Origin of the sequence: Chryseobacterium sp. Mn2064, from assembly GCF_049319685.1 — a bacterium.
Lineage (GTDB): Bacteria > Bacteroidota > Bacteroidia > Flavobacteriales > Weeksellaceae > Chryseobacterium.
Map to the genome: position 1 here is coordinate 47,424 of NZ_JBMOUE010000005.1, position 25,007 is coordinate 72,430.

Annotated in this window: 28 protein-coding genes; 17 read left to right on the forward strand and 11 right to left on the reverse strand. The window is 36.1% G+C overall.

Annotated elements, in window-relative coordinates:
• Nucleotides 1-8: 8 nt before the first annotated feature.
• The 3 genes from ACL9RH_RS17775 to ACL9RH_RS17785 are packed head-to-tail and all read left to right on the forward strand — an operon-like array spanning nt 9 to nt 2,613.
• Nucleotides 9-815, forward strand: coding sequence for a lysophospholipid acyltransferase family protein (locus ACL9RH_RS17775; RefSeq protein WP_422694689.1), 807 nt, complete (start codon nt 9-11; stop codon nt 813-815).
• A 16-nt stretch (nt 816-831) separates the two neighbouring features.
• Nucleotides 832-1,269, forward strand: coding sequence for a hypothetical protein (locus ACL9RH_RS17780; protein ID WP_422694690.1), 438 nt, complete (start codon nt 832-834; stop codon nt 1,267-1,269).
• Nucleotides 1,270-1,275: 6 nt separating this feature from the next.
• Nucleotides 1,276-2,613, forward strand: a complete 1,338-nt coding sequence (locus ACL9RH_RS17785; protein WP_422694691.1) for a UDP-N-acetylmuramate--L-alanine ligase — start codon at nt 1,276-1,278, stop codon at nt 2,611-2,613.
• A gap of 67 nt (nt 2,614-2,680) precedes the next feature.
• On the opposite strand, the gene ACL9RH_RS17790 is transcribed toward ACL9RH_RS17785, so the two are convergent.
• The 3 genes from ACL9RH_RS17790 to ACL9RH_RS17800 form a co-directional block, all read right to left on the reverse strand.
• Complete coding sequence (locus ACL9RH_RS17790) at nt 2,681-3,292, reverse strand: hypothetical protein (RefSeq protein WP_422694692.1); 612 nt, start codon at nt 3,290-3,292, stop codon at nt 2,681-2,683.
• Between the two features lie 146 nt (nt 3,293-3,438).
• Nucleotides 3,439-4,497 carry an NAD(P)H-dependent flavin oxidoreductase gene (locus tag ACL9RH_RS17795; RefSeq protein WP_422694693.1) on the reverse strand — a complete coding sequence of 353 codons (1,059 nt, stop codon included), beginning with the start codon at nt 4,495-4,497 and terminating at the stop codon, nt 3,439-3,441.
• 173 nt (nt 4,498-4,670) lie between these two features.
• Nucleotides 4,671-5,546, reverse strand: a complete 876-nt coding sequence (locus ACL9RH_RS17800) for an aldo/keto reductase (RefSeq protein ID WP_422694694.1) — start codon at nt 5,544-5,546, stop codon at nt 4,671-4,673.
• 255 nt (nt 5,547-5,801) lie between these two features.
• Between ACL9RH_RS17800 and ACL9RH_RS17805 the strand changes: the two genes are divergently transcribed.
• Together ACL9RH_RS17805 and ACL9RH_RS17810 are read left to right on the forward strand one after the other, a co-directional pair.
• Nucleotides 5,802-6,236 (forward strand): GNAT family N-acetyltransferase, encoded by a 435-nt coding sequence (locus tag ACL9RH_RS17805; protein WP_422694695.1) that lies wholly within the window; start codon nt 5,802-5,804, stop codon nt 6,234-6,236.
• Nucleotides 6,236-6,703, forward strand: a complete 468-nt coding sequence (locus ACL9RH_RS17810; protein WP_422694696.1) for a GNAT family N-acetyltransferase — start codon at nt 6,236-6,238, stop codon at nt 6,701-6,703. Before ACL9RH_RS17805 ends, ACL9RH_RS17810 begins: the two co-directional genes overlap by 1 nt.
• Here ACL9RH_RS17810 and ACL9RH_RS17815 read toward each other — a convergent pair.
• Together ACL9RH_RS17815 and ACL9RH_RS17820 are read right to left on the reverse strand one after the other, a co-directional pair.
• A complete protein-coding gene (locus ACL9RH_RS17815; RefSeq protein WP_422694697.1) occupies nt 6,677-7,576 on the reverse strand; it encodes a LysR family transcriptional regulator in 900 nt (299 codons plus the stop codon). The genes ACL9RH_RS17810 and ACL9RH_RS17815 overlap by 27 nt on opposite strands.
• Nucleotides 7,577-7,620: 44 nt before the next feature.
• Nucleotides 7,621-8,364 (reverse strand): metallophosphoesterase family protein, encoded by a 744-nt coding sequence (locus tag ACL9RH_RS17820; protein ID WP_422694698.1) that lies wholly within the window; start codon nt 8,362-8,364, stop codon nt 7,621-7,623.
• Nucleotides 8,365-8,621: 257 nt separating this feature from the next.
• Here ACL9RH_RS17820 and ACL9RH_RS17825 point away from each other — a divergent pair, with 257 nt between their 5' ends.
• The 5 genes from ACL9RH_RS17825 to ACL9RH_RS17845 all read left to right on the forward strand — a co-directional run bounded on the left by ACL9RH_RS17825 (nt 8,622) and on the right by ACL9RH_RS17845 (nt 12,625).
• Entirely contained in the window at nt 8,622-9,236 is a 615-nt protein-coding gene (locus ACL9RH_RS17825; RefSeq protein WP_422694699.1) for an NAD(P)H-dependent oxidoreductase, read from the forward strand.
• Nucleotides 9,236-9,523 (forward strand): putative quinol monooxygenase, encoded by a 288-nt coding sequence (locus ACL9RH_RS17830; protein ID WP_422694700.1) that lies wholly within the window; start codon nt 9,236-9,238, stop codon nt 9,521-9,523. The genes ACL9RH_RS17825 and ACL9RH_RS17830 overlap by 1 nt, the downstream gene beginning before the upstream one ends.
• An 80-nt stretch (nt 9,524-9,603) precedes the next feature.
• Nucleotides 9,604-10,278, forward strand: coding sequence for a type 1 glutamine amidotransferase domain-containing protein (locus ACL9RH_RS17835; RefSeq protein WP_422694701.1), 675 nt, complete (start codon nt 9,604-9,606; stop codon nt 10,276-10,278).
• A 198-nt stretch (nt 10,279-10,476) separates the two neighbouring features.
• Entirely contained in the window at nt 10,477-11,460 is a 984-nt protein-coding gene (locus ACL9RH_RS17840) for an aldo/keto reductase (RefSeq protein WP_422694702.1), read from the forward strand.
• 196 nt (nt 11,461-11,656) lie between these two features.
• Nucleotides 11,657-12,625, forward strand: a complete 969-nt coding sequence (locus ACL9RH_RS17845) for a cyclase family protein (protein ID WP_422694703.1) — start codon at nt 11,657-11,659, stop codon at nt 12,623-12,625.
• Nucleotides 12,626-13,111: 486 nt separating this feature from the next.
• Here the strand turns inward: ACL9RH_RS17845 and ACL9RH_RS17850 are convergent, their stop codons facing one another.
• The 3 genes from ACL9RH_RS17850 to ACL9RH_RS17860 form a co-directional block, all read right to left on the reverse strand.
• Nucleotides 13,112-13,555 carry a carboxymuconolactone decarboxylase family protein gene (locus tag ACL9RH_RS17850; protein ID WP_422694704.1) on the reverse strand — a complete coding sequence of 148 codons (444 nt, stop codon included), beginning with the start codon at nt 13,553-13,555 and terminating at the stop codon, nt 13,112-13,114.
• A 2-nt stretch (nt 13,556-13,557) separates the two neighbouring features.
• Entirely contained in the window at nt 13,558-13,995 is a 438-nt protein-coding gene (locus ACL9RH_RS17855; RefSeq protein ID WP_422694705.1) for a DoxX family protein, read from the reverse strand.
• A gap of 63 nt (nt 13,996-14,058) precedes the next feature.
• Nucleotides 14,059-14,631 carry a Crp/Fnr family transcriptional regulator gene (locus ACL9RH_RS17860; RefSeq protein WP_422694706.1) on the reverse strand — a complete coding sequence of 191 codons (573 nt, stop codon included), beginning with the start codon at nt 14,629-14,631 and terminating at the stop codon, nt 14,059-14,061.
• A 64-nt stretch (nt 14,632-14,695) separates the two neighbouring features.
• On the opposite strand from ACL9RH_RS17860, the gene ACL9RH_RS17865 reads away from it, so the two are divergent.
• The 4 genes from ACL9RH_RS17865 (at nt 14,696) to ACL9RH_RS17880 (ending at nt 18,527) form a co-directional block, all read left to right on the forward strand.
• On the forward strand, nt 14,696-15,061 hold the full coding sequence (locus tag ACL9RH_RS17865; protein WP_422694707.1) for a DUF1304 domain-containing protein: 366 nt from the start codon (nt 14,696-14,698) through the stop codon (nt 15,059-15,061).
• 530 nt (nt 15,062-15,591) lie between these two features.
• Complete coding sequence (locus ACL9RH_RS17870; protein WP_422694708.1) at nt 15,592-16,842, forward strand: quaternary amine ABC transporter ATP-binding protein; 1,251 nt, start codon at nt 15,592-15,594, stop codon at nt 16,840-16,842.
• A 1-nt stretch (nt 16,843) separates the two neighbouring features.
• Nucleotides 16,844-17,671 carry an ABC transporter permease gene (locus ACL9RH_RS17875; protein WP_422694709.1) on the forward strand — a complete coding sequence of 276 codons (828 nt, stop codon included), beginning with the start codon at nt 16,844-16,846 and terminating at the stop codon, nt 17,669-17,671.
• A 1-nt stretch (nt 17,672) separates the two neighbouring features.
• Entirely contained in the window at nt 17,673-18,527 is an 855-nt protein-coding gene (locus ACL9RH_RS17880; protein ID WP_422694710.1) for a glycine betaine ABC transporter substrate-binding protein, read from the forward strand.
• 292 nt (nt 18,528-18,819) lie between these two features.
• Here ACL9RH_RS17880 and ACL9RH_RS17885 read toward each other — a convergent pair whose 3' ends face one another.
• Nucleotides 18,820-19,197 carry a winged helix-turn-helix transcriptional regulator gene (locus ACL9RH_RS17885; RefSeq protein ID WP_422694711.1) on the reverse strand — a complete coding sequence of 126 codons (378 nt, stop codon included), beginning with the start codon at nt 19,195-19,197 and terminating at the stop codon, nt 18,820-18,822.
• 90 nt (nt 19,198-19,287) lie between these two features.
• Between ACL9RH_RS17885 and ACL9RH_RS17890 the strand changes: the two genes are divergently transcribed.
• Together ACL9RH_RS17890 and ACL9RH_RS17895 are read left to right on the forward strand one after the other, a co-directional pair.
• A complete protein-coding gene (locus ACL9RH_RS17890; RefSeq protein ID WP_422694712.1) occupies nt 19,288-20,277 on the forward strand; it encodes an NADP-dependent oxidoreductase in 990 nt (329 codons plus the stop codon).
• A 3-nt stretch (nt 20,278-20,280) separates the two neighbouring features.
• Nucleotides 20,281-20,751, forward strand: a complete 471-nt coding sequence (locus ACL9RH_RS17895; RefSeq protein WP_422694713.1) for a cupin domain-containing protein — start codon at nt 20,281-20,283, stop codon at nt 20,749-20,751.
• A 297-nt stretch (nt 20,752-21,048) separates the two neighbouring features.
• Here the strand turns inward: ACL9RH_RS17895 and ACL9RH_RS17900 are convergent, their stop codons facing one another.
• Complete coding sequence (locus tag ACL9RH_RS17900) at nt 21,049-21,510, reverse strand: thiol:disulfide interchange protein (protein WP_422694714.1); 462 nt, start codon at nt 21,508-21,510, stop codon at nt 21,049-21,051.
• On the reverse strand, nt 21,507-23,576 hold the full coding sequence (locus ACL9RH_RS17905; protein WP_422694715.1) for a TonB-dependent receptor plug domain-containing protein: 2,070 nt from the start codon (nt 23,574-23,576) through the stop codon (nt 21,507-21,509). Before ACL9RH_RS17905 ends, ACL9RH_RS17900 begins: the two co-directional genes overlap by 4 nt.
• 121 nt (nt 23,577-23,697) lie before the next feature.
• Between ACL9RH_RS17905 and ACL9RH_RS17910 the strand changes: the two genes are divergently transcribed.
• On the forward strand, nt 23,698-24,849 hold the full coding sequence (locus ACL9RH_RS17910) for a homogentisate 1,2-dioxygenase (protein WP_422694716.1): 1,152 nt from the start codon (nt 23,698-23,700) through the stop codon (nt 24,847-24,849).
• The last annotated feature ends 158 nt before the right edge of the window (nt 24,850-25,007 follow it).

The window sequence follows — 25,007 nt, forward strand, 5'->3', positions numbered from 1 at the left end:
AATTAAAAATGGCGAAGAAAAATATTTTCACCGATGCATTCGGAACACCTTATTTTTTAAAAAGGTTAATTATTTTTATTTTAGGACTTGTATCCTACAGAAGATTCAATGGCTTTAATAAACTGAAAATTACCGGAACAGAACATCTTGTGGACCTTCCGGATTCCAATGTATTGTTTGTGTGTAACCATCAAACATATTTTGCTGACGTAGCTGCAATGTACCATGCCTTCTGTGCCGTTAATAATGGATATTTAAATACCATTAAAAATCCAATCTATCTATTGAATCCTAAGATCGACTTCTATTATGTAGCGGCTGAAGAAACAATGAACAAAGGTATTCTTCCAAAAATATTCAAAATTGCAGGGGCTGTAACCGTAAAAAGAACCTGGAGAGCGGAAGGAAAAAATGTAAACAGAATGGTTGATATGAGCGAGGTAGACAATATCATGAAAGCCCTGGATAACGGCTGGGTAGCTACTTTCCCTCAAGGAACAACTTCTGCTTTTGCACAAGGAAGAAGAGGTACCGCAAAATTGGTGAAAAATCAACGTCCTATCGTTATTCCCATTAAAATAAACGGATTCAGAAGAGCTTTTGATAAAAAAGGACTCAGAGTAAAGGTTACCGGTGTAAAACCTACCATGGAGTTTAAAGCCCCATTGGATATTGATTATGATAACGAAAAAGCACCGGAAATTCTGTTGAAAATCATGACTGCCATAGAACAGACTGAAGCTTTCAACCTATTACACAGTTATGATGAAGAACTTAAAGCTAAAAAATTAGAACAAAAGGACTCAAATAATTAAAGTAAAAAAGAAAATTATGAACAAAATACTTGGAATCTTATTCGCAATCATAGTATTAGTTTCATGCAACAGCCAGAAAGTATATTCGGATTTTGACATCAGCTATTCGAAAAGCGGAGGCTTTGCGCCTGTTTATGAAAATCTGCTTATAAAAGGAAACAGTGTACACTACTCTTTCGAAGGACAGGGTAAAAAATATAAGCAGGATTTTAAAATTTCCGACGAAGATTTAAAAAAGCTGGATCAGGTTCTTTCTCAAAATAATTTCAGAAGAATACAGGAAGATCGTAAAAAGCTTTACGACAATATTTCAATTTCTATCAATGTTAAAAAAGGACCTAATGAAGGAAGTAAATCGGACGCAAGTTTGATTATTCCCAACTATCAGACCAATTGGAAAAACATTGTTGAAGCATTCCAGCAAATCATTAATACTAATGTTAAAAAACAGTAAATACAATTGAAAACCCACTTCATAGCCGTTGGCGGCAGCGCCATGCACAATCTTGCTATTGCACTAAAAGATAAAGGATATCAGGTTACAGGTTCGGATGATGCCATCTTTGAACCCTCAAAATCCAGATTGGAGAGAAAGGGAATTCTGCCTCAGGAAATGGGTTGGTTTCCGGAAAAAATAACTTCGGATATTGATGCTGTTATTCTGGGAATGCATGCTCATCAGGATAATCCTGAACTGGCAAAAGCTAAAGAATTGGGTCTGAAAATATATTCTTATCCGGAATTCCTTTACGAGCAGTCTAAGAACAAAACAAGAGTTGTCATTGCAGGTTCTCATGGTAAAACCACCATTACTTCAATGATTCTTCATGTCCTAAATTTCCATCAGAAAGATGTCGATTTCATGGTAGGAGCACAATTGGAAGGTTTCGACTGTATGGTAAAACTTACACAGGATAATGATTTTATGGTACTGGAAGGTGATGAGTACCTTTCTTCACCTATCGACCTTCGTTCGAAATTCCTTTTATACCAGCCGAATATTGCTTTAATGAGTGGTATTGCATGGGATCATATTAATGTTTTCAAAACATTTGATGATTATATTGATCAGTTCAGAAAGTTTGTAGCAAGTATCACAGCCGGAGGTGTTTTAGTATATAATGAAGAAGATCCGGAGGTAGTAAAAGTAGTGGAAAACGCTGAAAATTATTTCAGAAAAATACCTTACAAAACGCCTGAATATGAGATTTCCAATGGAAAAGTATACCTAAAAACCGAAATGGGCGATGTTCCGCTTTCTGTTTTTGGGGCACACAACCTGTTGAATCTGGAAGGAGCAAGACATATCTGCCACCATATGGGGATTATGGATGAAGATTTCTATGAAGCAATTATGAGTTTCAAAGGGGCATCCAAACGTCTTGAAAAGGTAGAAAGAGAAGATAAAGGAACGCTTTACAAAGATTTTGCCCATGCACCCAGTAAGGTAAAAGCTGCGGTAAAAGCCTTTTGTGAGCAGTTTAAAGCCGATAAAAAATATGGTTTCTTAGAACTTCATACCTATTCCAGCTTAAATCCTGCTTTCTTAGAGCAATACGACCATGCAATGGATGGTTTGGATGAAGCGGTAGTTTTCTATTCTGAAGATGCTTTGAAAATCAAAAGAATGGAACCTATATCTCCTGAATTCATCAAGGAAAAATTCAAAAATGAACATTTAAAAGTTTTTACCAATGCTGAAGATCTTCATGCCTATTGGGAAACTTTAGAAAAATCCAAAGGAGTCTATTTAATGATGAGCTCCGGGAATTTTGGAGGTCTTGATTTGACAAAATAAAATAAAAAAGCTTCAGAAAAATATTCTGAAGCTTTTTTATTATGTATACTTTACGGGCATTCAATATCTAATCTGCCAGCTTTTTATTATGAGTCAGTTCAATACTTTTAACGGAACCTAAAGGCATAATTTTTATGGTTTTATTTCCTTTCGACAGATAAATATAATACATACTGTTGGATCCTATGAGGCTGATCTCTTCAGAATTTTGATCACCGTAGTTTAAAGTGTAATCATACTTAAGACGGTTTTCTTTTATCTTTTTAGTCAGTTCCATTCCTTCTCCCACTCCTATTCCCAGGAAGAAAGAGAGCATCATCATCGCTAAAAACCTTATAAACATATTTGTAAAGTGGTTCTCAATTTCCTCTTTGCTCATACTTTCGTGTTCTTTAAGCGCAGCCATTTTTATTGCCCATTTTTTGTTTTTATTGGCTTGTTTAGACAAAAATGAGGGAAATGCAAATGAAGAGATCACCAGACCTATCACTGCAATCAAAATAATCGGGTGAGAAGTTAATGTAGCGATTGGACTAATCAGAATGTCCATTATTGTTGAATATTTCAGAATGTTGATACCAATCTGATAGTAAAAAACACTCTCTTTCAATATTCCCATTATTACAAGAAAAAGATAGCCAAAGGGAAGCAATCTCTGAATTCCTTCTGAAAATTTCATGTCTGTTTTCGTTGATTTTTAGTTTTTATAAATGATCAGATCATTATTCCTGAAATGTTTCAACAAAAAAACAAAATTCCGGTACTTTGAAATGATATTAAGTCACGAAAATATAAAATTATCATCAAATTAGAGTTATCCAAAAACTACCTTTCACATTCTTTGATCAGTTTTTTCAATATTTCTTCTGTAGAAAGCTCACTATATCGATGAATAGACTGTCCAATCCAGATTCCTACAAACTCAGGATTCTGTAAAGATTTTGCCGCTTTGCGTAATGCATTCGTCAATTTATTCTGATAAGGATAAGGTAGAATATACTCCGAGCCTTCTACAGCTTGGATGTATTTGTTATTAATTCCTCTGGCGTATCTTCCTGAGAAGCTTTTGGTAAGTAAGATATCTTCTTCTTTTACGTGTTGCAACCTTTCTTTCTCAAATGACAACAAAGCACTTTCCTGGGAAGCTAATAAAAGATTACCAACCTGGAAACCCTGAGCCCCCAAATCTTTTACAGCACGTAAAGTTTTCGCATTATAAATTCCGCCCGCATAGATCAACGGAACATTGACATGATCGTAGATATGTGACAGCAAAGATAATCCTCCGATTTGCAGGATATGATCACCATCAAACGTTCCGCGGTGGCCCCCTGCTTCAATACCTTGAACACATATAATATCAATTCCCGATTTCTCAAGAATCTGAGCTTCTTTCATAGAGGTACAGGTTCCTATGAGGGTTGCACCGCTCTCTTTCAATTTTAAAATACTCTCATCATCCAGATTGCCAAAAGTAAAACTTACAATCTTACACTGCTCCTGGATAATCGCTTCTACCTGCTCATGATAGGAATTCACTTTAATCTCTTCAAGATCAGGAAGTTTTACTTCAATATGATGATCCAAAGCCAATTGTTCTATGAACTGCTTCGTTTTCAGAAATTTTTCCTTTAAAGCCGCCGTAATTTCAGAAATATTGTGAACAAAAATGTTTGCAGCAAAAGGCTTATGGGTTAATTTTTTCGTTTCTCTGATCAACGCTACAGTTTGATCGGCAGAGAGATCCGCCAGTGCCAGAGATCCCAGACACCCTGCTCTCGTAGCAGCAGCCACCATCTCTGTTGTACTCACTCCAAACATAGGAGCCTGAATGACAGGGTATTCTATCCCCAATTTTTTACTGATTGTATCTGACCAGAACATAAGAATTATTTTTATAAAAATTTACGAAGAAAGAAGCAATGCCCACACCGGAATCACATGATATAGCTCACAAAGATGTCTTTCCATAAAAAATCCCGCAAATTTCACCAGTCTCACAGAATATATCTGTATTGTCAGCGAAATCTGCGGGAATAGTTTTCAATTTCTAACCATTAAATATCGGCTACAGAATTAAGCATTTTTTGCTCCCACTCCGGATCTTTCGGATCAAAGAACAGTCTTTTTCCTGTGTCCAAAGAACGTACTACGTTCATTTCATCTTCTGTCATTTCAAAATCAAATACATTGAAATTTTCTTCAATTCTTGACGGAGTTACAGATTTTGGAATCACTACAAAACCTTCCTGCAAATGCCATCTTAAAATTACCTGCGCTACTGTTTTACCATACTTTTCAGCAATAGATTTCAATTCAGGATTACTTAACAGATTAGCATTCCCGTTTCCAAGAGGACTCCAAGGCTGTGTTACAATATTATTTTCTCTATCGTATACCTGAAGTTCTTTTTGCTGAAATACCGGGTGAAGTTCAATTTGGTTGATGACAGGTAAAATGGTTGAATTAGCTTTTAATTCTTCCAGTTTTTCAACGGTAAAATTACATACTCCAATTGCTTTGATCTTCCCTTCTTTATATAAATCTTCCAAAGCTTTCCAGGTTCCGATAAAGTCCCCATAAGGCCAGTGGATAAGATACAAATCAAGATAATCCATTTGTAATCTGTCTAAAGTTCTCTGAAAAGCGGCTTTTGCTTTTTCATACCCGTGATCCTGAACCCACACTTTTGATGTGATAAACAACTCATCTCTGTTTACACCGCTACTTTTCACTGCTGCACCTACTGCCGTTTCATTCTGATAAATGGCAGCTGTATCAATCATTCTGTATCCGGTCTGGATAGCTTTGATTACAGCATTCTCACATTCTTTCAGATCCTCCATCTGCCATACTCCAAATCCTAAAGCCGGAATATCTACTCCGTTATTGAAAGTTACCACAGGCTGTCCTGTATAGGTTTTCTTTTGCATACTTGTTTATTTTTGATTTTAATATAAAGTGATTAAACAAATTTGCGACAAAAAATCGGGATTTCCGCTTACCAATTTTACTGTTTCTATTAAATTTTTCAAGCAAAAAAAGCTATTCAAAGAAACCAAGATTTCATTTTCCCTCTATGAATGTCTATTTTTCATTGGTGAATTTAACGGTATCATTGTCATTCATTATCTATGGTTTTTCTTTTACCTACCTCAATTTTTCTATTTTTGTATAAATTTATAAGTATGTCGCATTCAATTAGACTGGCCAATGCTGAGGATTATTCAAGAATTATGGAAATCTGGGAATCGGCAGTACAGGCTACCCACGACTTTCTTGCAGAAGAAGATTTCAATTATTTCAAAGAAGCGATACCAAGAGACTATCTTCCGAATCTGGAAGTATATTTAATTACAGAAAACGATGATGCCAAAGGTTTTGCGTCTGTAGTAGAAGGTAACCTGGAAATGCTTTTCATTCATAATGATGTTCGTGGAAAAGGTTTTGGTAAAGAGCTTTATCATTTTATGAAAGAGAAAACCGGGCTTACCAAAGTAGATGTTAACGAGCAAAACCCACAGGCAATAGGTTTCTATGAAAGAATGGGATTCAAAAAAATCGGAAGATCTGAGAAAGATGGTTCTGGAAAAGATTATCCACTTATTCACATGAGTTTATAATGGAACATTTTACTTTTAAACTTCTGGAACCGGGGTCTAAAATCCCGTATGATCTACTGCTTTTAGCCGATGAAACCACTGAAGCTATTGATCAGTATATTTTCAATTGTGATATTTATCTTTTGATTGACGGAGAACAAAACATTGCTGTAATGGCTCTTCACAAAAATAATGACACTGAACTGGAAATAAAAAACATCGCAGTCATTGATGCTTACAGAAGTAAAGGAATTGGAAGTATTCTCATCAATAAGGCTAAAGAAATTGCCCAAGCCCATCATTACAAAAAACTGACCGTTGGAACTTCGGACACCGGCTTCCAACAGATCAGGTTTTATGAGAAAAACGGATTTCTGAAAACAGGTGTAAAGAAAAATTTCTTTATTGAAAATTATCCTGAACCTATTTACGAAAACGGTTTACAAATGCGGGATATGGTTCTACTTACCCATCACTTTTCGGAATAATCCTTTGATGTGTTCTATTTCCGTCTGGTAATTGGTTTTCTTTCTGCATCCGAAATACAAAGTATTTTCCAGCTTCTTTTTTCCTTCCCAAATCAGTTTAACGTCTCCGTTTTCAATTTCATTTTTACATAAAAAGTCCGGAATAACGGCCAGTCCGGTCCCTCCTTTCAGACAGCGGATGATTGAATTTAGGTTAGGAACGATATAATTGGGTCTAAAGTCAGGTTTATGCCCGAAATTTAAAGTCCAGAAATGAAAGAGATGTTCCATATCACCTGTCGTTCCGTACCATTTTTCGTTCTTCAGCCAATTTTCTATCTGTTCGGCATCTTTTGATTTCAACACTTTATTAAAAGCTGCTGTATCCGTATCTTTTCCGCCAACAAGAACAATTTGTTCCGAAGAGAAAGCCTCGTGCTCTATATTGGGAGAAGATCCTTTTTTGGGTGTGATAATAAGATCCAGAATACCTTTATCCAGTTGATCCAACATTTCGGGATATTCTCCAAAACTGATAATCAGGTTAAAAGACAAAGAGGAAACATACTGCTCCAAAGTCGTCTGAAAAGTCTCAAAGCACATTCCCACACTAATGGTCGGGGTATGTTTTTCTGTTGATTTTTGAAAATTTTTCTCTACATCTTCGAGCTTAGTGATGGGTTCGGCAACGGCATTAAACAAAACTTTTCCTCTTTCTGTAGGAATCATTTTTCTGCCCGTTCTGTCAAACAGTTTATAGCCCACATAAGCTTCAAGAGAACTTAAATGCAGACTTACTCCTGGTTGCGAAATGAATAAAGCATCTGCTGCTCCGGTGAGTGTTCCGGTTTTATAGATGGCTTTAAAAGTACGATACCATTCTAAATTGACCATAACTTATATCATTAATATTCTGATACAAAGTTACAAAACAATTATTATATTGATAACTTTTCGTTTCTTAAAAATGAAGCATAGTAATTCGGAATCCCACTTTCTTCGATCTGACGGGCAACTTCTTCAAGAGGATAGCTCAATTGTATGATCTCCGGAATGATATTTTCTTCGTTGAGCGTAAGAATCAGATAGGAAGCCAATCTGTTTTCCTCTTTGGAACGACCTACAGAACCGCAGTTAATGGCCCAGGTTCCATTTTCAAATTGTTTTTTGAATGATAAATGGGTATGCCCCATCGCTACGAGGTCAGATTGAGATTCTCTCAGCATATTGGTAAACACCTCATCATTTTCGGATTCATACAAATAAGTGTCATTGCTTTCCAGGCTGGAATGTACAAGCTGTATTTTCCAATGTTTTTCACCCACTTTATAGTTGAGTTTGAAATGAAATGGCAATTCTGCTAAAAAATTTTTGTTTTCTTGTGTAATATGTTTTTTAGAATGATCTATAGCAATAAATCTGGCGCTGGTTTCTTCTTCCGAATGCTTAGACAAAGCAACAACAGGGATATCAAAGGCAATTCTCTCATCGTGATTTCCCATTAAACAAGGAATATTCAGATTTTTAATTTTCTTTATAACTTCATTGCCCCACGGAGCAAAATCTACAAGATCTCCTAGGCAGAATTTCTGATGAATTCCTCTCTGCTCAATATCATTCAGTACTGCCTCCAATGCAGGAAGATTCCCATGCACATCACTAAAAACTGCAATCTGTATCATTGTCCTTCAATTTGTTATACAAATTTACGAGACAAAAAGGAATTCGTCTTCAGATATGATATGACATTTTACCATAAAGAGAAGATTCATCAATTGTTACTTTTCTCTTTTTAAAATCAATGCTGACTTAGGAATTTTCAACATACAGTATTTTACAAACTATAACTATTATAATACTTTGATATAATTTATATTATTTTTATTATACAATATTCCCTTCTAACTTTGCAGAGTAAAATTTAAACAATCATAAAAAAATGAAAAAAGTATTAATCATCAACGGAGGACAGAACTTTGGACATTCTGGAGGAAAATATAATCAGACTATTGCAGAGAATACTTTAGCGGTCCTTAAAGAATTCGATAATGTAGACGTAAAGATAACCAATGTAAGTGAGGGGTATGATAAAGATGAAGAGGTTCAAAAATTTGTATGGGCCGATTATATTATTTACCACACTCCAATCTGGTGGTTTCAGCTTCCCAATGGATTAAAAAAATATATTGATGAAGTTTTCACTGCCGGTCACGCCAAAGGTATTTATATGAGTGACGGAAGAAATGCTGAAAACCCGGAAATTAACTATGGAACGGGAGGAATGCTTAACGGAAGAAAATATATGCTGACTACAAGCTGGAATGCCCCTGCTACCGCTTTCACCCTTCCCGGAGAGTTTTTCAGTGAGAAAAGTGTAGATGATGGACCATTATTTGGATTCCATAGAATGAACGCCTTTGTTTCATTAGAAAAAATGAAAAGTTTCCACTTTCATGATGTAGAAAAGAATGCTAATGTAGAACGTGATATGAAATTGTACAGAGAGCATGTAAGAAATGTATTTGCCACAGAATTAAAACCAGAATTAGTATAATGAAAATTCACCTTACCGCAGTTATTAAAGCCAAAGAAGAACATCAGAAAGAAGTATTGGAAGTTCTTCAGAATATGGTTCAGGAAACCAGAAAAGAAGAAGCCTGTGAATTGTATAATCTTCACCAGGGAATAGAGGACAAAAATCAGTTCATCTTCTACGAAATCTGGAAAAACGAAGCAGGATTGGAACAGCATAATCAGCAACCTTATATCCAGGCTTTCGGAGCTTTGGTAGATGAAAAGCTTCAGGAAACGCCACAAATTTATTTAACACACATTCTTTAATTATGAAAAGGTTTGCTTTATTAATACTGGCTGTCTTCGCTATAGGAATCGTTCAGGCACAAACCAAAAAATCAAAACATATGAAAAAGAAGATTTTATTTGTAGTCACCAGTCACGATAAAAAAGGAAGTACCGGTGAAGATACAGGATACTATTTGGGAGAAGTTTCTCACCCTTGGGAAGTTCTTCACAAAGCAGGGTATGAAATCGACTTTGTAAGTCCAAAAGGAGGAACTCCTCCGGTAGATGGTTTCGATTTAAAAGATCCTGTAAACAAAGAATTCTGGGAAAATAAAGAATACAAAGATAAAATTGATCATTCTTTACAGCCTTCTCAGGTGAATCCAAAAGAATATTCTACTATTTTTTATGCAGGAGGTCATGGAGCCATGTGGGATTTCGCTGATAATACAGAACTGGCAGCGATTGCTTCTACAATCTATGAAAATGGAGGAATTGTAGCAGGTGTTTGTCATGGTCCGGCAGGTTTGGTTAATATTAAACTTACCAACGGAAAATATCTGGTAGACGGAAAAAAGATCAATGCCTTTACCGATGAAGAAGAAGCGGCAGTAAAACTTACAGACGTAGTTCCTTTTTTACTGGAAGATAAACTGAAAGAAAGAGGGGCTAAATTTGAAAAATCGGGGCTCTGGCAAAATCATGTAGTAACCGACCAAAGAGTGATTACAGGCCAAAATCCTCAATCGGCAAAAAGTGTAGGAGAAGCCATCTTAAAAGAATTAAAAAAATAACAGACAGGTTTTAACCACAAAAGCTTTTCAAATGCTTAAATAAAAATAAGCTGCTATTCAAAATGCAGAGAAAACATTTAAGTTCTTAAAACTGCCACCATTGAAACAACGAGAATTCCCCTCCTCTGGAGGGGTGGCGAAAATTCAAAGAATTTTTGACGTGGTGGTTCAACACAACAACAATTGTAAAACAAAAAAATGGAATACAGAAAATTAGGAAATACAGACTTAGAATTATCAACAATCACGCACGGTGCTTTCGCTATTGGTGGAAATATGTGGGGTGGTAACGAAAAACAAGACTCTATCAATTCTATTCATGCATCTTTGGATCATGGAGTAACTTCAATAGATACAGCACCTTTCTACGGTTTCGGATTAAGTGAAGAAATGATTGGAGAAGCAATCAAAGGAAAAGACCGTTCAAAAATTCAGCTTCTCACCAAATTCGGATTGGTATGGGACGGAAGCAATAATGGAAAAGGAGAATTTTTCTTTGATGCTGAAGATGAAGGGAAAACAATCCCTGTTTATAAAGTCGCTTCAAAAGAAAATATCATCAAAGAAGTTGAAGAAAGTTTAAAAAGATTAGGAACAGATTATATCGACCTTTTGCAACTTCACTGGCCAGACAGCACTACTCCAATCAATGAAACGATGGAAGCAATGGAATTATTGATTCAACAAGGAAAAATAAGAGCTGCCGGAGTAAGTAATTACAGTGTAGACCAAATGGAAGAAGCTAATAGGACTTTAAAATTAGCCAGCAATCAGGTTTCATACAGTATGCTGAACCGTTCCATTGAGAGCGATCTTGTTCCTTATTCTTTAGAAAACAATTCAGGAATCATCGTTTACAGCCCTATGGAAAGAGGTCTTCTTACAGGTAAGTATTTCAAAAACAATACACTGAAAGACAATGACCACAGAAATGGATATTTCTCTCAGTTTGACCTGGATAAAGTAAAAAATTTCTTAGAAAAAATTGAACCTATCGCCCAGGAAAAAGGAGCTACCCTTTCACAATTGGTATTGAGATGGACCGCTTTACAACCGGCAATCACCGTAGTATTGGCAGGAGCAAGAAATGCACAGCAGGCTATTGAAAATGCACAGGCAATGTCTATCAATCTATCTCAGGAAGAATTGAACTTCATCAACTCATCATTAAACGAGATATAACATATAAAGTTACGGGTTGGAAAAAGAAATTTTATGTTTCCTTCCTTCCAATCCGTAGCTTTTCATTCTCTTATTAACTTACATAAAAAGAAAGCCGGAAGAAATTCTATCAACAGAATATCATTGACGATATAAACCTCTACAACTCTCTCTTCCAACACTTCTTCTTTCTTTTCTCTCTATAATTTTTTTAAAAATGAAAAAGAATCTGATCAAAACGCTCGGACTGATCACTCTATTGGCATTCAACAGCGTTACCATAAAGGCTCAAACCCTTGTGAATCCCGAAGATAAAACATGGTATCCTTCTGCTTATGGAACAAAGGATGAAATCGGAGCCGCCAATTTACTGACTCCTGAAGTTGTAAAACAAGCCTTAGGACTAGTAAAACAGGGAAAAACATTAGCCCTTGCCGTTCCTATTGATAAAAACCTGCCTGCCTTCAGACACAGAAGTTTCAATTTGTATAATATTCAGCCTGGTGAACAGGGAGGAAAAAGCATCGGTCCCAACAAATTCACCTTCAATGATGAATTGGTTAACGGATGGACTGGTGTGGGAACCCAGCTTAACGGCATTGGACATATCGGAATCGACAACACTTACTACAATGGAAATAAAGCCACAGATTTTGTAACAGTAGAAGGCGTTAAAAAATTAGGAATTGAAAAGGTTCCCCCTTTTGTTACCCGAGGTGTTGTTCTTGATATGACGGTTCATTATGGGAAATCTATTGTACCCGGAGGAACAGAATTTACAGTAGAAGACATCAAATCTGTTCTAAAGAAACAGGGAATAACATTAAGAAAAGGAGATGTTCTTCTCTTCAATACCGGATGGCTTGAATTGATAGGAAAAGATAATAAACAGTTTCTGGAAACAGAACCCGGTATCGGAATGGAAGCTGCAAAATGGCTGGCCGATCAAGGAATTGTTGCTTTCGGAGGTGATACCTGGGCTTCAGAAGTATATCCTAATCCTAAAAGTAAAGAAGAATTCCCGATCAATCAGTTTATGCTGGCCAAAAAAGGAATCTATAACCTGGAACTTATCGACAGCCGCCCGCTGGTGAAGCAAAAAGTATGGGAATTTCTATTCGTTCTGGGACAGCCTTTATATGTAGGTTCCACTCAGGTGAATGTAAATCCTGTGGCGATTTATTAATTTAAATGCTTACAATATGAGGTTGTTTAAACTTTTATATTCATATTTTAACCACCAAAGGCACAAAAGTTTTAAACACTTAACTTTTTTCAGAACCCGGCCTTATGTGTAATAAGTACACCTAAGTTTTGTGAAAATCTTTGATTTTCATCTTTTGTGAACTTTTCTGCGGTCTCATTTTAAACTTACTTAAGTGAACTCAAGTGTATTAAAATGAAACCTTTTGTGATTTTTGTGGTTGGGTAAAATTCAAACAACTTTTATATCAGAGAAGCGGAGAGACAATGCAATTCCGGTTTAAAAAATAAAGTCAACCTTAGAATTTATTGTTAGAATTAATACCAAACTGTATTACACTGTCACTTTGTTTATTACATCAAAACGGCCTTTCAGCATTTGAAAGGCCGTTTTCTTAAAAATAAAGTAAACATCTCTGATGCAGTCACCATTAACTTCCATCCTTCATCTTCTCACTTCCTTGCTACACTATTTTGCAACCGGAAGATGAGTACTTACTGCGATTCTGTTCCAGGCATTGATCGTTACAATAGCCATGATGATCTGAGCGATCTGGTTATCATCAAAGAATGACTTCGCTTTCTGATACGTTTCTTCAGTAAGCCCTTTATCGCTGATTAATGTAATTTCTTCTGTCATCGCCAGTAGCACCTGCTCTTCTTCAGTGAAAAATTCTTTGGCTTCTGTCCATCCATTCAGAATAAAGATTCTTTGAGGATTTTCTCCATATTTGATGGCATCTTTAGTGTGCATATCAAGACAGAAAGCACATTTATTAATCTGTGAAGCTCGGATTTTAATCAATTCTTTCTGAATATGACTTAAAGAAATTGTCTGAAGATATCCTTCCAATCCTAACATCGCTTTGTAAGCGGCTGCATCTACTGTTGCAATATTTAATCTTGCGCTCATTATTATATATTTTTTTGGGTTAATTGATCGATACTAAAAGAATACTGTTTCTGAACAGCCAGTAAAAGAGCTCCTGCACTTCCCACCCACACCGAATAATCAAAAGGGGCTTTAGCTCCCAGTGAAATAGCCATGGATGCTGCAAAAATCAGTAACAGAACGCTGCAACCGTAAGCGGCTATTCTGGTTTTAAAACCAACAATAAGCATCAAAGGAAATAGTATTTCGAAAAAAGTTGCTGAATATGCAGAGAATGTACTCAAAGCTTCCGGAAGGAAAGATGTCAACTGTCTGGTATATATTTTAAAATTGGTCATATTCCCCCAGGCTGAACTTTCTTTATTCCACCATCCGAATCGGTCTGCCACGGCAGAAAGCATGGTTACGGAAAGGGCCAGTCTTAAAAATAACTGTGGAAATGGATTAGGTGTCTCTGTCATTGTATTGGCTTTTAATTACATGACAAAGTTCCGGTTTCTAATCCGTAAAAATCTTAAACTGGTTTAAGAACGTAATTTTGCCCGAATTTCACTAAGATATTCTGGAGTAAGATTAAGGAAAGAAGCAATTAGATACTGAGGAATTCTCTGAATAAACCAGGGATATAACGTACTGAAATGCATATACAACTCTTCTCTGGACATTTCATACAAATAACGAATCCTGCGTTCTGCCGCAGCATAGGCACGCTGGTAAATCATCCGAAAATAGCGTTCCATGATAGGATGTTTCTGCAATAGCAGCTCCTGATTCTCCATATCAATGACTAAAAGAGAGGAATGCTCTACCGCCTGAATAGAAAAATCCGTTGGAATATGTCTTTCATAAGCAAAAGTATCCGTAATCCACCAGTTTTCAATAGCGAATTCCGTGGTTTGCTCTACTCCTTTTTCGTTGATAAAAAATTTTCTAAGACATCCTTTTACTACAAAATACATTGTACGGCACACTTCTCCTTCCAATACCAGCTTCTGTTTCTTTTTCACATCAAGAACCTGAAAAAAAGAAACAATAGAAGTATATTCCTCGTCAGTTACAGTAATAAATTTGTTTAAATGTGATTTGAATGAGTCCATCTTAAGAATTAATACTCAAACTTAACTTTATTTTTTTAGTTTTACAAAGAGAAAATATTGAATCATGGAAATCGTTGCTAAAATTCTGATTGCTGTTGTAGCACTGGAACACCTTTATATTCTATGGATGGAAATGTTCGCCTGGGAAACCAAAGGAAAAGAAGTTTTCAAAGCGGCCCTGCCTGCAGAAATGTTTAAACCCACCAAAGGTTTAGCCGCCAATCAGGGATTGTATAATGGTTTTCTGGCAGCCGGACTCATCTGGTCATTCCTTATTAAAGACCCGCAATGGCAAACCAATGTGGCTTTATTCTTTTTAGGATGTGTAGCAATAGCCGGAATTTACGGTGCTGTTTCTGCCACTAAAAAAATATTTTTCGTTCAGGCTTTGCCCGCTATCCTTGCTATTATTGCCATTTTATTGAAATAGTCTTACAAGTTATCTTCCCAGGATTTCTTCTCCCATCAATATTCTCTTACCTTGAATGATAAGAGAAAAAACATCATGAAATCACCATTCTAAAATAAACCTGAAAATCAACACCTTACATACTGAAAAATTCATTTAATATATAATTCGTAAATTTGCACCGTCATAAAAAATTGATATACAGTTTTTTGATGCTGGCAAGCATTTTGATTAAATGTAGCCATTCAAGTTGTTCAGTACACATATCTGTAATTACCTCATCCGTAATTTAATTGTAGAATCTATGTAAAAGATTAGCTTCTTTTTACATGATACACTCTTTTTCTAGAGTATAATCTATTGAAATATTTAAAATAAACATAAGGCCAGCAGGTCTTTATGCTGTTATTTTTTTGTTTAAAGCTTTTATCACTAAAGGCTTAACAAATTATTTTATCCTATCGTCATCAGCAGAACAACTAAAATTAAATAGATATAATGAATTGGTGTACAATTTTTTATATGAAATTATTAATTGAAAAATTCTGAATATGGAAAAAAATGAAAACACTCGAAAAGTAAAACTTAAAGTGGAAGACCTGACCATCATCTTTGGTAAAAACAAAGAAAAAGCCCAGGAACTACTGGATAAAGGTTTTTCCAAAAAGGAAATTCTTGAAAAAACAGGTTGTACCATAGGAATCAACAAAGCCAGTTTTGAAATCTATGAAGGAGAATTCTTTGTCATTATGGGACTCTCGGGAAGTGGAAAATCTACTTTACTGCGCTGTCTTAACAGGTTGAATGAACCTACTTCCGGAAAAGTATACATCAATGACGATGATATTACCGGTAAAAACAACAAAGAACTGCTGGAAGTAAGAAGAACGGAAATGAGTATGGTATTTCAGAAATTTGGACTGCTTCCCCATCACAATATTCTCGATAATGCAGGTTTCGGACTGGAAATAAGAGGAGAAGACAAAGCTTCCCGTGATCAAAAAGCACAGAAAGCATTGGATATTGTAGGTTTAAACGGATTTGAAAATCAATATCCTTCCCAACTTTCCGGAGGAATGCAGCAGAGAGTAGGATTGGCAAGAGCGTTGGCTAACGATCCTGAGGTTTTGCTGATGGACGAAGCTTTCTCAGCGCTGGATCCTCTGATAAAATCTGAAATGCAGGATCAGATGCTTGAGCTGCAGAATACATTACAAAAAACCATCGTCTTCATTACCCACGATTTGGATGAAGCTATTAAAATTGGAGACCGTATTGTCATTATGAAAGATGGGGTCATAGAGCAAATAGGAACGGCCGAAGATATTTTAACCAATCCTGCAAGTGACTATGTGAAAGCCTTCGTAGAGAAAGTAGACCGTAAAACGATTATCACTGCAAGATCTTTAATGTTCGACAAAGCAACGGTGGTACGCTTCAGAAAAGACGGTCCTGAAGGTGCTTTAAGAAAAATGAGAACTACAGGTCTGGAAAACTTACCTGTTGTAGACTTTCAAAATAAATTTCTGGGCTTTGTAAAACTTAACGATGTCGTTCGTATTGCCAAAATGAAAGAACCTACAGTGGAATCCATTATCAACAGCAATGTGCCTTCGGTTTATCCTGAAGTGACTGTAGAAGAAATGTTACCGCTGATCTCTGAAAACAAATCGTCCATAGCCGTAGTAGATGAAGACAATAAATTCCTAGGTCTTATCACCCAATTATCGCTCATCATAGAAGCTACAAAGTTTAACGAAAAAGAGATCATAGAATTAAAAGAAATCGCAAACAATCAATAAGATGAATAAAACTATAGATATAGGCCAATATGTAGAAACTGCAATCAATTGGCTCACAGAAAACGGAAAGCCTGTATTTGATGTCATAAAACATCTGGGAAACGCCTCTATTATGGGGATTGAATGGGTTTTAACAAACACTCCTTTTTATGTAATCATTCTATTTTTTACCCTGCTGGCATTATGGAAAGCCGGAAAAGGAATTGCTGTGGTAACAGCAGCCGGACTCAGTTTAATATTTTTAATGGGACTTTGGAAAGAAACGATGGAAACCTTGGCGCTTATCTTTGTTTCTACCATTACCGCCCTTATTCTTTCTATACCTCTGGGTATTTTAGCCGCTAAAAGTAAAATAGCAGACAAAATCATTCGTCCTTTACTGGATTTGATGCAGACCATGCCCGCATTTGTCTACCTGATCCCGGCTGTACTGTTTTTCAGTATCGGTAAAGTACCCGGAGCTTTTGCAACCATTATTTTTGCCATGCCTCCAGCGGTTCGGTTAACGGCGCTGGGAATTGAAGCCGTTCCGAAAGATATTGTAGAAGCAGCAAGAGCTTTTGGAGCTACTAACCGTCAGATTCTATTCAAAGTTGAACTTCCTCTAGCAATGAAAACGATTTTAACGGGAATTAATCAAACCATATTGCTATCATTATCCATGGTCGTTATTGCAGGAATGATTGCTGCAGGTGGTTTGGGAGAGAAAGTATTGGAAGGAATTAATAACCTGGATATCGGATTAGGATTTGAAAGTGGTTTATCTGTTGTGATTTTAGCCATTATCCTCGATCGTATTACCCAGGGATTTGTAAAGAAAAAACAATAAGATGAAACATTTAAAATATCTGTTTTTACCTTTCTTAATGTTGATAATTACCACATTAAGTTCGTGTAAAAACATAAAAAAATCTAAATATATCACCATAGGAATGGTGGATGGCTGGGCGGAAGATGTTGCCATGACACACGTGGCAAAAGCCATTCTGGACAAACAAGGTTATCATGTCATCATTCAAAAAGCCTCTACAGATATGATCCTGGCTTCGATGAATAATGAAGATACAGACCTTTTTATGGGAGTCTGGCTTCCTTACACCCATGCAAAAAAACTGGCTAAATTTCCGGGACTGGCTCATCTTGGAACCAATTATGACAACGGCCGTATAGGATTAGTTGTTCCGGAATACGTTACCATTAATTCCATTGAAGAGCTCAATCAGCATAAAGATCAGTTCAGTCATAGAATCATTGGAATTGAAAAAGGAGCCGGATTAACCACTGGAACCGACAAAGCCATTATAGATTATAAGTTGGATTATCAACAGATCAATTCTTCAACCATCGCCATGATCACCGAATTACAGAATGCGATCCAACGCAAACAATGGATTGTAGTAACAGGATGGCAACCCCATTGGATGTTTGGTAAAATGAAACTTAAGTTTCTGGACGATCCCAAAAAGATATTTGGTGAAGCAGAGCAGATTAAAACCTATTCCAGAAAAAGCTTTTCAAAAGATCATCCGGAACTGGCCAAATTCTTTTCAAAGCTTCATTTTGATGATGAAAATATGTCTGATCTTTTAATGAAAATGGAACAGAGTAAAAATAAAGAAGCTACTGCTAAAGAATGGGTGGAAGATCACGCTGAACTGATACAGTCGTGGTTAGATCAAAATTAATCAACAATTTGGTATTATTTAAAATCCTCAGCCCTAAATTAGTCTGAGGATTTTTTCATCAACATAGATTATTTGATCTTTTCTCTATGAAGTAATATTTATTAGTCATCGCAAAGGGCGCAAAGAAATTTAATAACATACTGCTTTAAGGCGCAAGAAAATCAAAGATTTTCAGCAAGTTTATTTCATCCAAAATTCAACAGAATTAAATTGTATCAAAGATAAAATCCTTGCGCCTTAAGACATATTTAAGGAAAATTCTTGCGTCTTTGCGTTTTCCAATATCTCATAACTATCCCATTGATTCTTTAATTTTCTCCCGATGAATAATTCCCCAATTGACTAATGTTTCTGTTACAGGGAATACAGATTTTCCGTATTCCGTCACTGCATATGTTACTGTAATTGGTTTTGTATCCTGAATAGTTCTTGTGATCAGAAGATTAGTTTCCAATTCTTTTAATTCTTTGCTCAACATTTTAGCAGAAATTCCTTCAATACTTCGTTCCAGCTTTTTAAAATGAATCTTCTGATCTGGTCTGTTGTTTAAATACCGCAATATCATCAGTTTCCATTTTCCGCCTAAAACATCCAGACTGTCTCGCATTGCAAACAATTCTTCAGTACAGTTTGCTTCTCTTTCGATACCGTTTTCTATAATTTTTGCCATAATAGTTTCATCAAGGTAACTAGTTACCAATAGTTAACTAGTAGCAAATATAAACTATTCTGTCTTTACATTTGTCTTACAAAAAACAATATGAAAGCAGTTATTTTAAATAAAAACGGAACACTGGAAGACGGATTTGCAGAGCAACCTCAACCTAAAAGTAATGAAGTTTTAATTCAGATTAAAGCAAGTGGTTTCAATCCCATCGATTATCAGATGATGGAAAATGAACTTGAAAGGAAGCTTATCAGTTCTCCGATATTAGGAAGAGAATTGTCCGGAATTGTAGTTGATAAAGGTAATGAAGCTATACAATTCAACATAGGTGATGAAGTATATTGCGGCAGCGGCTCTATGGGAAGTAACGGTACTTATACAGAATATATCTCAGTTCCAGAAGCTATTGTTTCTTTCAAACCAAAGAATATTTCGTTTGAACAGGCAGCAGCTATTCCTTCGGCAGGGCTTACTTCTTTACAGATCTTTAACCGTTTGAAATTAAACCCAGAAAACACCGTTTTAGTAACGGGTGCAGCCGGAGGTGTGGGATCATTTCTGATTAAACTTTTATTAGCTCATAATATCCGGCAGATCACAACAACTGTTGGCAGTGAAGAAAACAGACAAATTCTTCTCAATCTGGGATTAAAAGATCATCAAATTATCAATTATAAAGAAGAAAATCTGATTGAAAATATTTTAAAAGCTAATAACGGCCAGCCTTTCGAATATGGAATTGATCTGGTTGGGAACTATATGTCGGAAGTGACTGCAGAAGTTTTAAAAATTAACGGAACATATGTGGATGTGACAGCCCTGGTCACTAAAGATGCACATGAAGCCCTTTTCAACAAAGGAACTATGATCATGAATATCTCCAATTATACCTACGGAATGGTTAAAAAATATGAGTATTATAAGAACAGTTTACTTGAAATAAAAAAATTGATCGAGAATGAAAAGATTCTCCCTCCGCAATATAAAATTGTTGGAAACCTTTCTTTGGATACCGTTATCCAGGCACATTCTCTATTAAAAAATAATCAGACCCAAGGTCATAAACTTATTATGAAACATTAATTTATGAACAAAATACCAAGACGAATCGTAACAGGAACGAAAGACGGAAAATCTGTTATTATAGAAGACCAACAGGTAGAAAATGCTGTAGAACATTTTCCGGGACTGATCATTTCAGACGTATGGAATACCCAGAAAATGCCAGCAACTTTAGATTTTGAAACGAAAATTCCCAATACCGGATTTCCGCAAACACCTAAAAATGGAACTTACTTCCGATATGTTGTTGTTCCTCCTGATAAAGATTTAGGAGTAGAGTGGAAAAAGGATGAACCTCATCCGATGATGCATCAGACACCAACACTGGATTATATCATTATTCTTTCCGGTGAGCTTTACCTTATAATGGAAGAAGGCGAAACTCTTCTGAAACCGGGGGACATCGTCATTCAAAGAGGAACGAATCATGCATGGAGCAACCGGTCTGATGAACCCTGTATTCAACTGGCTGTGTTGATTGATGCTGATAATTAAATAATTGAAAGATTTAATTATTTAAAGATTGGGATCGTTCTCACAAATTTTAAAAGTTCAACAAGCTAAAAAATCTGTGGGAAATAGAAAAAATCTCGCAAGGTTAAAAAAACGCAAAAGCACAAAGAAAAATAAATAATGTATTGTTTTTCAAGACGCAAAAAAATCAAAGATTTCCAGCAAGAAATAATCTATAAAGTATTAGGAATATACAATTTTATCGCAGATAAAATCCTTGCGCCTTAAAACATAAGAAAAAACTTTGCGCCCTTGCGTTTTCCAACAAAACCTCCCAACTTACAAAGCAGAAATCTCCAACAGTTTCTGCTTCATTTTTTCAGATGTCATCTGCCCTTCCTGATAATACACCAGATTCTGATGCTTATCCAGAAACACCCACAAAGGATAAACAGGCTGGTTTTTATTCTTAGATAAAGCCAAAGCCAACTCATGAATTCCGGAGCTTCCATTCTGCAGATACTCAAAATCACGGTTCTGAAAACGAATTTTTTCTTTTGTTTTCTCCGCCTCAAAATTCACGAAATAAAAATGATCATTCATCAAACCTACAAGCTCTTTATCTTTACTCAAATGATAAGATTCGATCTTACACACTGCACACCAATCGGTATAAAGGTGAATGACCATAGGTCTTGGACTCACTTTTTGTAAAGTCTCTATTTCAGAAAAAGTGCCTGTCTTCATCTGAGACAGATAAAAACAGGACACTAACATAAAAAATAAAGCTATTTTTTTCATTTTAAATTATATTTTACACCAAAAAAACCTCGAATACGCTGCATTGGGGCATACCCGTACGCTGTATCAAAAGTATAATGATTGGGATTATTGATGGGATCATCAACATGCTTATCAAACGGATCAAACGGTCTCATCAGAGGATCTTTAGGCGTAAAGTTGAAAAGGTTTTTAACCCCGCAATACACTTCAAACCCAGATTTGAAACTTTTGGAAAACTGAATATTAGCCAAAGAATAGAATGGAGAATATTCCGGGCGATAATCGTTAGGCAAAACAGGAAGCCTCATAGGTCCATAAAACTGTCCTGTAAAATCTATAGTCAGATTGTTGGCAAACTTATAAGTCAGATTATAAGTACCACTCCATTTGGGGGCATGTAACTGTTGTGTTTTTTGATTTTCGTTATCAAACTTCTGATAAACATCCAGATACGTTACGCCAAGATTGACACTTAGAGGAAATTGAAAAGTAAAATCTACATTCAAAGAAGCTCCCCTTGAAATTCCGTACCCGTGAAGATTGTCATAAATGATTTTATTAGGATCGGAATCAAAATCACCTACAATTTTATTACTGAAATAGGTATAAAAAGCAGAAGCATCAAAGCTCAGCATACGACCTCCTACAGGAACTTTCCAGATATAATTAAGATTTCCGTTGACTGATCTTTCCGGCTTGAGATCCGTTTTCACAACCACATCTCTGGAACCTGTAAGAGCAGCGTGGTCTTCTGTAAATAAATTCACCACCCTGAAACCTGTTCCGAAATTGAATCGCAAAGTATGATAAGGGTTCGGAGAAAATTTCCACGCAAATCTTGGCGAATGAACCGAATGATGGATTCTGTCATAATCATATCGATAGCCCAGCAATAGAGTATTTTTATCATTAATCTCCCACTGATCCTGAACAAAAGCACCCCAAATTGGTGATTTCATCGGCGCATTGGTGATACCATCAGCAGCTAATGTTCCTGGAGTGTTATCATCATAGAACGTTCTTTTAAAAGTAAGCCCGGCAGTGATATCATGGCTTCCAAAGCTTCTGTCCCAATACGTCTGCACAAAAGCGACCTTTTGTATTGCATCGAATGGATTTGATCCATAAAAAGAGTTTTGATTATGATAATTGTAGGAAAACTGAGTCACAATATGCTCTTTCATAGGCCACTCATACAAACCGAAAACCTCAGCTCTGTTGGTGTAAATACTTTCACCATATACCTGATCACTTCCACGGAAAGATTTGTTCCACTGCATTTCACCACCAAAACGGTCCTCGTACAGATATCTCATCGCAAAACTGGCCTGTCTGTTTTCTTTTCTCTTAAAATTCCACTTGTTAAATACAGAAATTCTGCTTTGTAAAGTGGTATCTGTGAAATTATCTTTGTTCTGATCTATTCTTTCCTGAAAACTGAAATAATTTAAACTTAATAAAGAAGCGGCATTCTTCCCTACATTAAACTTCGTCGAAAGATCAAGATTATTTTCAAACCAACTGGTCGTCATCAGATCCACACTTAACTTAGGAGCGGTTAAAGCATTTTTGGTGATGATATTAATAACTCCTCCCATCGCTTCAGAACCATAAATGGATGATGCAGGACCTTTCACAACCTCTATTCTGTCAACCAAACTATTCGGAATTCCGCTTAGCCCATATACAGTGGAAAGTGAACTTACAATCGGCATTCCGTCAATTAGAATCATAGTATAAGGTCCTTCCAGCCCGTTGATGTGAATATCTCCGGTGTTACAGACGGAGCAGTTCAACTGAGGTTTTACACCGTTTACCATGGCAATGGCTTCAAAAATACTGGCAGTTGGATTTTTCTGGAAAAATTTCTGACTGTAAATTTCTACAGCTACAGGGCTTTTCGATCTGCTCATCGGTTTTATGGTACCGGTAACCACTACATCTTCAATATTGCTCGTCTTGATTTCCCTCCTCGAAACCTTCGCCGAATCTATATTTTTTTGTTGAGGTAAACTTAGACTGTCTGTCTCCTGGGCAAAACAGTAGGATGATAAAAAAGTAATAGAAAATAATATTCGCTTCATGAAATTAAAATTGTTAGACAAATCTAACAATTATTTTTCAATTACAAAACTTCTTAGAAAATATTGATTGAGCCAATTCATGAAAAATGATTAAATTTGAGAAACTACATATGAAAGTAAAATGAGATATCATGTATCGGGAAATATCCCACCAAAAAGGCATACGATCTTTAAGTCTCCGGAAGATAAGTTTTACTATGAACAGCTTTTCGGTACCGAAGGCTTTCATGGAATTTCTTCACTGCTATACCATATTCACCGTCCTACACAGATCAAATCGATTGGTGAACCGAAGGATGTAACTCCAAAAATTGCAGTAGAGAAGAACGTTGCTCCAAGAATGTTTAAAGGAATGAATGTAACTCCTGAAGACGATTTTATGGACAGCCGAAAGATCCTTTTGATGAACAACGACCTGAAAATGGGATTGGCAAAGCCAAGAAAATCGATGGATTATTTCTACAAAAACGCTGAATGTGATGAGCTTTTGTATGTTCACAACGGAACCGGAATTTTGAAAACCTTTGTTGGGGATCTTGAGTTCGTAACCGGAGATTATCTTATCATCCCAAGAGGAACCATTTATCAGGTAGAACTGAAATCTGATGATACCGTCTTTTTTGTATTGGAAAGCCACTCTCCTATTTATACTCCGAAACGATACAGAAATGAGTTTGGGCAGATGTTGGAACATTCTCCATTCTGCGAAAGAGATATGATCGCTCCTACTTTCAAAGAACCTATAGATGAGAAAGGAGAATTTCTGATCAAAGTAAAAAAACAAAACGAAATTACAGATTTCATCTACGCAACTCATCCATTTGATGTAGTGGGTTGGGATGGATACTTTTATCCTTATAAATTCAATATTAAAAACTTCGAACCGATTACCGGAAGAATTCACCAACCGCCACCGGTTCACCAGAATTTTGAAGGACATAATTTTGTAGTGTGTTCATTCTGCGCAAGAATGTATGACTATCATCCACAAGCTATTCCGGCACCTTACAACCACTCTAATATCGATTCTGATGAAGTATTATTCTACACAGAAGGTGATTTTATGAGCCGTAATCATATTGATCTTATGGACTTTACCCTTCACCCTGGAGGAATTGTACACGGACCTCACCCCGGTGCTATGGAAAGAAGTATTGGTAAGAAATTCACAGAGGAATATGCGGTAATGGTAGATCCGTTCCGTCCTCTGAAAATTACCGAAGAAGCTTTAAAAGTGGAAGATCCCTCTTATAAAACTTCTTGGTTAGAATAAAACAGTAGAAAACTACTACTGAATACATACAAAAGACGCTTTAAATCCTTTATTTAAAGCGTCTTTTTTCGTAAATTTGTGAGGTATGGTTAACATATTAGCCATCATTATTTTTCATGACGCATCCTAAGTAATGGTGGTTTAAAACAAAATCAATA